This is a genomic window from Thermus neutrinimicus (assembly GCF_022760955.1).
GTDB classification, from domain to species: Bacteria; Deinococcota; Deinococci; order Deinococcales; family Thermaceae; genus Thermus; species Thermus neutrinimicus.
On the sequence record NZ_JAKTNU010000031.1, the window covers coordinates 1 to 8,961 of the forward strand.

General features: G+C 66.0%; 11 protein-coding genes. 4 read left to right on the forward strand and 7 right to left on the reverse strand.

All coding sequences use genetic code 11. The annotated features are described in order from the left end of the window. Positions 1-45 precede the first annotated feature (45 nt). Positions 46-417, forward strand: a complete 372-nt coding sequence (locus L0C59_RS10780) for an SRA domain-containing endonuclease (protein ID WP_243091334.1) — start codon at positions 46-48, stop codon at positions 415-417. On the opposite strand, the gene L0C59_RS10785 is transcribed toward L0C59_RS10780, so the two are convergent. Together L0C59_RS10785 and L0C59_RS10790 are read right to left on the reverse strand one after the other, a co-directional pair. Next, positions 380-1,138: a type III pantothenate kinase gene (locus tag L0C59_RS10785; RefSeq protein WP_243091335.1), complete on the reverse strand. Its 759-nt coding sequence runs from the start codon at positions 1,136-1,138 to the stop codon at positions 380-382. The genes L0C59_RS10780 and L0C59_RS10785 overlap by 38 nt on opposite strands. A 5-nt stretch (positions 1,139-1,143) precedes the next feature. Further along, positions 1,144-1,572, reverse strand: coding sequence for an OsmC family protein (locus L0C59_RS10790; RefSeq protein WP_243091336.1), 429 nt, complete (start codon positions 1,570-1,572; stop codon positions 1,144-1,146). Positions 1,573-1,620: 48 nt separating this feature from the next. Here L0C59_RS10790 and L0C59_RS10795 point away from each other — a divergent pair, with 48 nt between their 5' ends. Continuing rightward, the gene (locus tag L0C59_RS10795) at positions 1,621-2,718 is read left to right on the forward strand and encodes an N-acetylmuramoyl-L-alanine amidase (RefSeq protein ID WP_243091337.1); all 1,098 of its coding nucleotides are present in this window, start codon (positions 1,621-1,623) and stop codon (positions 2,716-2,718) included. Positions 2,719-2,743: 25 nt separating this feature from the next. Here L0C59_RS10795 and L0C59_RS10800 read toward each other — a convergent pair whose 3' ends face one another. Both L0C59_RS10800 and L0C59_RS10805 read right to left on the reverse strand, forming a co-directional pair. Beyond that, positions 2,744-3,811: a hypothetical protein gene (locus tag L0C59_RS10800; protein ID WP_243091338.1), complete on the reverse strand. Its 1,068-nt coding sequence runs from the start codon at positions 3,809-3,811 to the stop codon at positions 2,744-2,746. Further along, positions 3,812-4,585, reverse strand: a complete 774-nt coding sequence (locus tag L0C59_RS10805) for a serine/threonine-protein kinase (RefSeq protein WP_243091339.1) — start codon at positions 4,583-4,585, stop codon at positions 3,812-3,814. A gap of 49 nt (positions 4,586-4,634) precedes the next feature. Between L0C59_RS10805 and L0C59_RS10810 the strand changes: the two genes are divergently transcribed. Together L0C59_RS10810 and lepB are read left to right on the forward strand one after the other, a co-directional pair. Then, positions 4,635-5,390 (forward strand): patatin-like phospholipase family protein, encoded by a 756-nt coding sequence (locus L0C59_RS10810; protein WP_243091340.1) that lies wholly within the window; start codon positions 4,635-4,637, stop codon positions 5,388-5,390. Next, a complete protein-coding gene (lepB, locus tag L0C59_RS10815; RefSeq protein WP_243091341.1) occupies positions 5,387-6,193 on the forward strand; it encodes a signal peptidase I in 807 nt (268 codons plus the stop codon). Before L0C59_RS10810 ends, lepB begins: the two co-directional genes overlap by 4 nt. Here lepB and L0C59_RS10820 read toward each other — a convergent pair. From L0C59_RS10820 to L0C59_RS10830, 3 genes are read right to left on the reverse strand one after another with little or no spacing between them, the layout of a single operon-like run. After that, the gene (locus L0C59_RS10820; RefSeq protein ID WP_243091342.1) at positions 6,178-6,747 is read right to left on the reverse strand and encodes a LutC/YkgG family protein; all 570 of its coding nucleotides are present in this window, start codon (positions 6,745-6,747) and stop codon (positions 6,178-6,180) included. The two genes, lepB and L0C59_RS10820, sit on opposite strands and share 16 nt — an antisense overlap. Positions 6,748-6,751: 4 nt before the next feature. Next, positions 6,752-8,134, reverse strand: coding sequence for a LutB/LldF family L-lactate oxidation iron-sulfur protein (locus tag L0C59_RS10825; protein ID WP_243091343.1), 1,383 nt, complete (start codon positions 8,132-8,134; stop codon positions 6,752-6,754). Continuing rightward, positions 8,124-8,834: a (Fe-S)-binding protein gene (locus tag L0C59_RS10830; RefSeq protein ID WP_243091344.1), complete on the reverse strand. Its 711-nt coding sequence runs from the start codon at positions 8,832-8,834 to the stop codon at positions 8,124-8,126. The genes L0C59_RS10825 and L0C59_RS10830 overlap by 11 nt, the downstream gene beginning before the upstream one ends. Between the last annotated feature and the right edge of the window lie 127 nt (positions 8,835-8,961).

An 8,961-nucleotide genomic window follows, 5' to 3' on the forward strand; every position in this document is an offset into this window, starting at 1 on the left:
AGTCGGTCCCCCTCTTTTTATCCCAGCCCAGAGTCTCACATGTGTTTGTCCGGGTTCAGCTTAAGCTGGAGCGAGGTCTTCGCCTACCACAGGACCCGCAAGGGCATTGGGAGGCGTAGCCTCTTGGTGGATCGGGGGGAGTCGGGGTATCGGAATGTTCTCTTGCCCGACGGCCGCATCCTCTACCAGGGGGAGGGCAAGCGGGGAAACCAGGAGCCGATGGGAGGGAACCTCCGGCTTCTCTTAGCCGAGCGGGAGGGAACTCCCTTAAGGGTTTTCCTCCGGGAGCGGCCGGGCCTTTGGCGGGACCTGGGGTGGTACCGGGTGGAAGGGCACCGCTACGCCCTTCTGCTCGAGGAGGGCCGGTGGGTGTACTGGTTCACCCTCGCCCCTTGTGAATGCGAAGAAGACCTTTGAGGGTTAGGTCCTCGTCCACCACGTCAAAGGAGGGGCAGAGATCCCGCAGGGTCTCGGCAAAGCCCCCGGTGGCGATCACCAGGGCTTCCCCAGCCTCTTCCTTGAAGCGGCGCACCATGCCCTCCACCAAGGCGGCATAGCCCAGGACCAGGCCCGAGCGCAGGGCGTCCAGGGTGTTCCTGCCCACCACCCGGGCAGGGGGGACCAGGTCTATGCGGGGAAGCTTGGCGGTCCGGGCCGCCAAGGCGTCGGCGGCGGTCTGGGGGCCGATGGTGATGGCCCCGCCCAGGTAGCGGTTAGGAGCCTCCACCAGGTCGAAGGTGGTGGCGGTGCCGAAGTCCACCACGACGTAGCGGCCTGTGGGACTAGGGTAGCCCAAAGCGCCCACGGCGTTCACCAGGCGGTCCGTGCCGGCTTCCCTCGGGTTGTCTATGCACACCTCCAACCCCGTGGCCTCGGCGTCCACCACCTGGGCCTGAATGCCGAAGAGTTTGCCGATGGCCTCCTTCATCTCCCGCTCCACCGGAGGCACCACGCTGGAAAGGAGGGCGGCTTTGGGAGGGGGGAGGTCCTCGAGGGCGAAGAGGTTTCTCAGGATGACCCGGTACTCGCTTTCCATGCGCATCCGGTCGGTGTGGATGCGGAAGTGGGCGATGAGGTGCTCCCCGGAAAAGACCCCCAGGACCGTGGAGGTGTTGCCGATGTCTATGGCCAGGAGCATGGGGCTTAGCCTTGGGCCTCTTGGCCTTCCTCCCAGGGCTCCAGCACCACCTTGACGGTGATCTCGGCGTTGAGGTTGGCGGAAACGGAGCAGTACTTGGTGTGGGAGAGGTGGGCGGCGCGCTCGAGGGCTTCCAGCGTTACCCCTGGCCCCGAGGCGATGTGGGTGATGGTGATGTGGGTGTAGCGCTTAGGATGGGTTTCCGCCCGGATGCCCTCCACCTCCACCCGGTAGCGGGCCAGGGGTTGCTTCTTCTTCCTCATGATGTCCACCACGTCGTAAGCGGTGCAGGCTCCCAAGGCCATGAGGAGGAGCTCCATGGGGCGGGGGCCGGTGGAGGGTTGGTCCCCGTCGATCATCACCTTGTCTCCCTGCTCGTTCACTCCCAGGAAGCGGTGGCCTACCAGCTGGTGGATCACGACCCTCTTGGTCATGAGCCGGATTTTATCAGGCTTTAACCTTTGCCGCTAGAATGGGCGTGGATGCGGGTACTCCTCCTGGTTGGCGTCTTTTTATGGAGCCTGGCTTGGGCCTTTCCCCGCATTGGGGTGCACGAGGGCTTCACCCGCCTGGTCTTTGACCTTCCCTCTAAGGAGGTGCAGCACACCCTTTCCCAAGAGAACGGCCTTCTGGTTTTGGTCCTGAAGGGGGTAACGGCCGCTCCCTTGGACCAGGTGGTGAACTCTTCCGAGGTGGCCTCGGTGCAGACCCTCCTCGAGGCGGGGCAGGTGCGGGTGGTGGTGCGCCTAAAGGGAAGGGTGGAGGCCACGGTGCGCCGCTATTCCGACCCGGAGCGGTTGGTGGTGGACCTGAGCCTGAAAAAGGAGGCCTCCACCCCGGCCAAGCCAGCCCAAGACCCGCCCCGTAACCGGCCGCCCAAGCCGCCCAAGCCCGTGGTCCTCCTGGACCCCGGCCACGGGGGGGTGGACCCGGGGATGGTGGGGTACGTGGTGGAAAAGGAGGTGGTCCTGGACGTGGCCTTGCGCCTGAAGCGCCTCATGGAGAAGGAGGGCATCGAGGTGCGCCTTACCCGGGACCGGGACATGCACCTTTCCCCCGATAAGCGGGAGGACCTCTCCCGCAGGGCGGCCATGGCGGATAGCTCGCAGGTGAACCTCTTTGTCTCCATCCATGTCAACGCCACCCCCACCCGCACGGCCCAAGGGGTGGAGGTCTTCTACTTCGGCCAGGCCCAGGACGCCAGGGTTTTGGCCCAGGTGATCCGGGAAAATGGCGGGGGGGAGCTGGGGCAGCGCCTGACCCAGGAGGCCCGCACCGTGGCGGAGAGGATTCTCTTTGACATCGTGGCCCAGGCCAACCAGCGCTATAGCCAGCGCCTGGCGGAAACCCTAGGGAGGAAGCTGTCCCAGGCTACGGGAAGCCCCTACCGGGGAACCTTCCCCGGGGATTTCTTCGTGCTTCGCTACGCCAAGGTGCCGGCGGTGTTGGTGGAGATCGGCTTCGGGGACCATGTGGTGGAGGGGCGGCGCCTCGCCGACCCCGCCTACCGGGAGAAGGTGGCCCAGGGGCTTCTTGCGGGCATCCTCACCTTCCTGGCCAACGGGGCCTATGCCCGATGAGGGCTGGGGATGGGGAAGGAAACGCTCATTCCCGCCTGGGATCGGGGCCAGGGGGGCAGGCCTTTGGCCTTAGGGCGGGTTTGGGATTCCAGCCCACGGGCCCCCAGGTTAGGGAGAGGGCGCGGGGCCTGCTCCTGAGGGGGAGCCAGGGGAGCTGTAACTCCTCGAGGCGGTAGGCCAAGGGTTTCCCCCTGTACTCCCCTAGGTTCAAGAGCATGCCTTCCCCCTGGAAAAGGGAGCGGTAGGAGTACCCGTAGGCAAAGGGGGGGTCTAGGGCGCGGAGGGAGGCCATGGGACCCCCTCCGTACCGGGGCCCCTGGGGGCCAACCCAGAGGCCCTCCAAGACCCCTGCAACCTCCGCCTCCCCCACCAGGAAGGCCCCACGCCAGGCCCTGAGGTAGTCAAAGCCGGGACGGCGGAGCAGTTGGGCCTTCCCTTGCCTAAGGCCCAGCCAGTCTAGGAGGAGGCCCTCGGAATCCCCCTGCACCTCCAGCCTTCCCACCGCGCCCCTCTCCCCCAGGAAGCGGAGGTAGTCGTTTTCCGGCCAGGCGGTACGGTAACCATAGGCCCATGGCGGGCTAGGGTGGGTCAGGGGAAGGCCCAAGAGAAAGCCGTCAAACCCCCCCGCTCCCTCCACCCGGCCCACCAGGAAGAGGACGCCCTGGCAGTATAGGCCCCCGTAGGCGTACCCCTGGCCGGGCAGGGGCAGGCGCCAAGCCCTTTCCCCAGCCAGGTCCAGGGCCAAGGCCTCCCATCCCTCGGGGCCCGGATATCCCCCCCAAGCGAAGCGGCCATCCGTGCCCCAGAGGATGCCCTGGCCCCCCACCCTGGCCCAAAGGGCCTCTCCCTTTTGGTCCAGCCCCACCTGGAGGAGGGCTTTTCCCACATGGCCCACGGCCAAGTAGCCATCTGGGGTACGGGCGAGGCCGTATAGGGCGGAGTTCTCCTCTCTCGTCAAGACATGGGCGCCGCTTTGCGCCACCACCAGGGCCCGGTGGCCCCCTTCCGCCCAAAGCCTTCCCACCGCCACCTCTCCCAGGCCCGCAAAGAGGGCGGAGCCCAGGAGGGTGGAGAGGATAAGGCAAGGGGCCATTTAAAAGGGGAAGGCCTCCAAGGCCTCCCTTGCCGAGGGAAACCGCTCCTTGGGGGATTTGGCCAGGAGGCGTTCTACATAGCCTTGCTCCTCGAGGCCCAGGCTAGGTATGGGGGGCACGGCCCCTTGCAGGTGGCCGAGAAGAACCTCCTCCGGCCCGCCCACGAAGGGGTGTTCCCCCGAGAGAATCCAGTACAGGATGATGCCTGCCGCATACACGTCCGCTTCGGGGCCCGGGCTTTGCCCCAGGATCTGCTCGGGGGCCAGGTAGGCAAGAGTGCCCACCCTTAAGGGTTTTTTGAAGGCCTCGAGGGCTGGTCCCGAAAGGTCAAAGTCCACCAGCTTGGCCTCGTCCGTTCCCGCCACGATGATGTTCTCCGGCTTCACGTCCCGGTGCACCAGGCCCTTGCCGTGCATGTGGGCCAAGGCCATGAGGAGCTGGCGGAAGACGTGTAAGGCCCTGGGGCGCTTGGGGTGGCGCCCCATCCAGCGCCCCATCTCCTCCCCGGGGGCGTAGGCCAGGAGAAGGGCGGGGCCCTCCTCCAGGTCCAGGCTTTCCAGAACCGGGTTCAGGTTGGGGTGGGAAAGCTGCTTGCCTACCCAGAACTCCCGGTTGCGCCTGGTCTCGGCCCCCTTGGGGAAAACCTTGAGGGCGTAGGGGGCGCCGAAGCGGTCAAAGGCCAGGTAGACGGTGGCCAAGGCCCCTTGGCCCAAGGGGCGCACCACCCGGTATCGGTTCAGAAGGACCTTCCCCGCCAGGCTCACCGCCTTCACTATATCCAGCCCTCACCTCTTTCACCCGGAAGCCGTTAGGATTTTTGGCGTGCGCGGTTTGGCGCTTTCCGGCGGGGGGGCCAGGGGGCTTGCCCACATCGGGGCCCTCGAGGTCTTCCTGGAAGCGGGTTTGGACTTCCAGGTGGTGGCGGGGACCAGCATGGGGGCCATCGTGGGGGCGCTTTTCGCCGCGGGCAAGACCCCGGCGGAGATGTTGACCATCGCCCACAAAACCCCCTGGCTGGGTCTTCTGGGCTTCTCCCCCAGGGAGGGGATTTTCTCCCGGAGGAAGCTCAAGGATTTCCTGGCGGAGCACCTACCGGAGCGCTTTGAGGAGCTCAAAAGACCCCTGGCGGTCACGGCGGTGGATGTGGTTTCGGGGCGGTTGCTTTTCCTAACCCAGGGGGACCTGCCCAGCGCCGTTTTGGCCTCGGCCGCCTATCCTGGGCTCCTCGCCCCGGTGGAGCGGGAGGGGCAGCTCCTCTTTGATGGGGGGGTCTTGGACAACCTGCCGGTGGACGCTGCTCGTCTTTTGGGGGCCACGGAGGTCTATGCCGTGGACGTGACCCCGGAACGGGAAGGGGGAGAGGCTCCCAAGGGGCTTTTGGCCCTGGCCCGGCGGGCGGTGGACCTCATGCAGTTCCACCTCACCTCGGTGCGCCTCACCCTGTACGCTCCAGAGGTGTACGTGAGGCCCCATCTGGCTGGGGTGGGCATAGAGGAATTCCGTCGTCTGGAGGAGATCGTGGAAGCAGGGCGGAAGGCAGCAAGGCAGGCTTTAGCGGGTAGAGTGGGAGGGATATGAAGGCGTTTTGGGACTATCTTTCCAAGGAGTGGTTCCGCCAGGTGGGGGAAGCCCTTCTGGTGGCGTTTTTGGTCACCACCTTTGTCTTCACCACCGTGGGGGTGGTGGGGCAGAGCATGTTCCCCACCTTGCAGAACGGGGAGCGGGTCCTGGTGCCCAAGTGGGAGACCTGGTTGGTGCGCTTTGGCCTTATGGAGTGGCGCAGGGGGGAGGTGGCCATCCTTAAGCCTCCGGAGGGCACGCCCAACGCCACCGCCCGCTTTCCCCTCCTGGGCTTTAGCTTCCGGGCCTTCTTCATCAAGCGCATCGTGGCGGTGCCCGGGGACGAGGTCTATGTGGAGCGGGGGGTGGTCTATGTCAACGGCAAGCCCCTGGACGAGCGGCACATCACCGATCGCATCGCCCCCTGGCCCGATTCCTTTCCGGGGGTGTGCTATAAGGACGGGCGCATGACCCGGATCCTCACCCAGCAAGGGGATTTTCCCGTGGAGCTTCTCCCCGCTTACCTAAGGCCCCTTAAGGAGATGCTCCTGCCGCCTTCGCCGGAGGTTCTGGCCCGAAGCCGCCTCACCGAGGCCTGCGAGGTGGGGAAGATCCGCCTAAAGGAGAGGTACTATTTCGTCATGGGGGATAACCGCACCCTGGGAGGCTCGGAGGATTCCCGCACCTTTGGCCCAGTGCCCCTGGAGTCCATCGCCGGCCGGGCCAGCTTCGTGTGGTGGCCCATCTTCGTGCGGGAAGAGGGGAAGATCCGCCTGAACCTGAGGAGGCTTTCCCCACCCCCCGCCTACCAGGTGCCCTGAAGCACCGCCACCACCAGCCGGCCGGGGCCGTGTACCCCTTTGACCATCACCTGGCCGATATCCGCGCTTTTGGAGGGGCCGGAGTGAAGGCCTAGGGCGCTGGGAAGGGATTTCAGGTCCAGGAAGGCCTCGAGGAGGCTGGGATACACCTTCTCTTCCCCCACCAGGACCAGGTGAACGGGGGGCAGGAGCTGCGCCTTCCTGCCGTCCTCCGAGGAAAGGGCCACGGTACCCGTTTCCGCCACGGCGAAGAGGGCCCGGGAGACCCCTAGGGGGGCTTCCTCGGGAGGAAGCTCCGGCAGGAGGCGGAAGGCGGCGGGAACCCCCTTGCCGTAGGCGGCCCCGGCAAGCCCTTGGGCCAGGTTCGCAAGAAGCCTCCTCACCCCTTCCTCGTCCAGGAGGTGGCCCTCGGCCCCGTTTTCCGCCAGGCGCTTTAGGAAAAGCTCCAGGGGGTCTTGGGAAAGGGCCGGGTGGGGGTGCTCGGGTAGAAGGGCCCTGGGCCTTTCCCTAAGGGCCTGCCGTATGCGGCTTAGGATGCGGGATCTGGTGTCCATGGCCTTACTCCTCGAGTTCCTGCCAAAGCTCGTGGAAGGGCTTAGGGCTGGGCTTCAGGGGGCCGCGGCCCTCCGTCCAGGCCTTCAAGAGGGGGAGGAGGTCCTGGGGCAGGGGGAGGCCCCTTAGGGCCTTGGAGAAGAGCCGGTAGAGGCTTGGGCTTTGCATCACCTGGGAAAAGGCCTTGATGGCGCCTTTTTCCCAGGTGGGGGCGAGGCCCCGTTCCACCGCCCGGTTTCGCCAGGTGAGGAGGAGCTTGGGGATGGGGATCTTCACCGGGCAGGCCTCGTAGCAGGCTCCGCAGAGGGTGGAAGCGTAGGGAAGGGGGTAGGTGTCCTCGAGGCCCAGGAGCCCGGGGTCCAGAACCGCCCCTATGGGCCCCGAGTAGACGTAGCCGTAGGGATGCCCCCCGGTCTGGCGGTAGACGGGACAGGCGTTGAGGCAGGCCCCGCACCGGAGGCACCGCAAGACCTCCCAGGCCTCGGGGTCGTGGAGGAGGGTGGTGCGGCCGTGGTCCACCAAGACCACGTGCACCTCCTTAGGGCCTTCCTCTTCCTCCCTCGAGGGGCCCTGGATGAGGGAAACGTAGGTGGAAAGCCGTTGCCCCGTGGCCGCCCGGGCGGTGAGGGGGAGGAAGAGGGCCAGGTCAGCGAGGCGGGGAAGGAGCTTTTCGATCCCCACGAAGGCCACGTGTACCCTGGGGAGGCTGGTGGAAAGGCGGATGTTCCCCTCGTTTTCCATGAGGGCCAGGGTACCCGTCTCCGCCACCAGGAAGTTGGCCCCGCTGATGCCCAGTTCGGCGGTGAGGAAGGCTTCCCGCAAGACCTTCCTGGCCACGGCGGCCAGGGCCTCGGGGGAGGCGTCCAGGGGGGTACCGAAGCGCCCGTGGAAAAGCCTTTGGATCTCGGAGAGGGCCAGGTGGATGGCCGGGCCCACGATGTGGCTTGGGGGTTCTCCCAGGAGCTGGATCAGGTACTCCCCGAGGTCGGTTTCGTACACCTCCACTCCCAGGGACTCCAGAAGAGGGTTCACCCCAAGCTCCTCCGTGAGCATGCTCTTGGCCTTCACCGCCCGCTTTACCCCGTGGCGGGCCACGACCTCCCTCAGGATGCGGTGGGCCTCCTCGGGGCCCTCCGCCCAGTGCACCTGTACGCCCTTTTCCCGCAACCTTTTCTCTGCTAGCTCCAGGTAATGGTCCAGGTGGGAGAGGAGGTGGTCCTTGACCCTCTTGGCCCTCTCCCGCCAGGCCTCGGCGTCGATCTCCCCGTAGGCCTTCTTGCGGCCTTGTTCAAAGTGAAGGGTGGCCCCGGTGACCGCTTCCCGCACCCCGGGTTTTTCCCTTAGGAGCCTGGCGGCTTCCTTGGGGTAGAGCTTGGCCTTAACCCCCATACGCCTCCCATAGAAGGGTGGCCAGGGGAACCACCCGCATGTTCTCCCCCCGCTTGCCCATGCGCCCAGAAAGGTGGAGGAGGCACCCGGCGTCCGTGGAGGTGAGGGCATCCGCCTGGGGCAAGGTGGAAAGCTTGCGGTCGGCCATGGCCAGGGAGACCTCGGGGAGCTTCACCGAGAAGAGCCCCCCGAAGCCGCAGCACTCCTCCGCTGCCTCCCAGGGGAGGATCTCCGCCCCGCCGTTTTTAAGAAGGAGAAGGGGCTCCTCCTTGACCCCAAGCTCCCTTAGGGCGTGGCAGCCATGGTGGTAGGCTATTTTTTTCCCCTCAAGCCCCTTTCCCAGCTCGGTCACGCCCAGTACCCGCACCAGGAACTGGGATAGCTCGTAGGTCTTTTCCGAAAGCCTAAGGGCCTCCCCGTCCCCGGGGAGGAGCTCGGGGTAGTGGTTTCTCACCATGCTGGCGCAGCTTCCCGAGGGCAGGACCACGTACTCGGCATCCTCGAGGATGCGTATGGTCCGCTGGGCCAGGGACCGGGCTTCGTTCCAGTGGCCGGCGTTGAAGGCGGGCTGGCCGCAACAGGTCTGCCCTTTGGGGAAGTCCACCTCCACCCCTAAGGCCCTCAGAAGGCGTACCGTGGCCACCCCCGCCTCCGCATAGAACTGGTCGGCCAGGCAGGTGATGAAGAGGGCTACCCGCATTTGCCCCTATACTAATGGCTTTGCCGGGCTAAGGGGGAGGGGCCGCCGGCGGGGGTTGGAAAAAGTGCCTGAACCCGGACAAACACATGTGAGACTCTGGGCTGGGATAAAAAGAGGGGGACCGACT

Bases quoted from the DNA above. Each gene is read 5' to 3' on its own strand.
- L0C59_RS10785 (WP_243091335.1), bottom strand. From the start codon at position 1,138: ATGCTCCTGGCCATAGACATCGGCAACACCTCCACGGTCCTGGGGGTC.
- L0C59_RS10790 (WP_243091336.1), bottom strand. From the start codon at position 1,572: ATGACCAAGAGGGTCGTGATCCACCAGCTGGTAGGCCACCGCTTCCTG.
- L0C59_RS10795 (WP_243091337.1), top strand. From the start codon at position 1,621: ATGCGGGTACTCCTCCTGGTTGGCGTCTTTTTATGGAGCCTGGCTTGG.
- L0C59_RS10800 (WP_243091338.1), bottom strand. From the start codon at position 3,811: ATGGCCCCTTGCCTTATCCTCTCCACCCTCCTGGGCTCCGCCCTCTTT.
- lepB (WP_243091341.1), top strand. From the start codon at position 5,387: ATGAAGGCGTTTTGGGACTATCTTTCCAAGGAGTGGTTCCGCCAGGTG.
- L0C59_RS10820 (WP_243091342.1), bottom strand. From the start codon at position 6,747: ATGGACACCAGATCCCGCATCCTAAGCCGCATACGGCAGGCCCTTAGG.
- L0C59_RS10825 (WP_243091343.1), bottom strand. From the start codon at position 8,134: ATGGGGGTTAAGGCCAAGCTCTACCCCAAGGAAGCCGCCAGGCTCCTA.
- L0C59_RS10830 (WP_243091344.1), bottom strand. From the start codon at position 8,834: ATGCGGGTAGCCCTCTTCATCACCTGCCTGGCCGACCAGTTCTATGCG.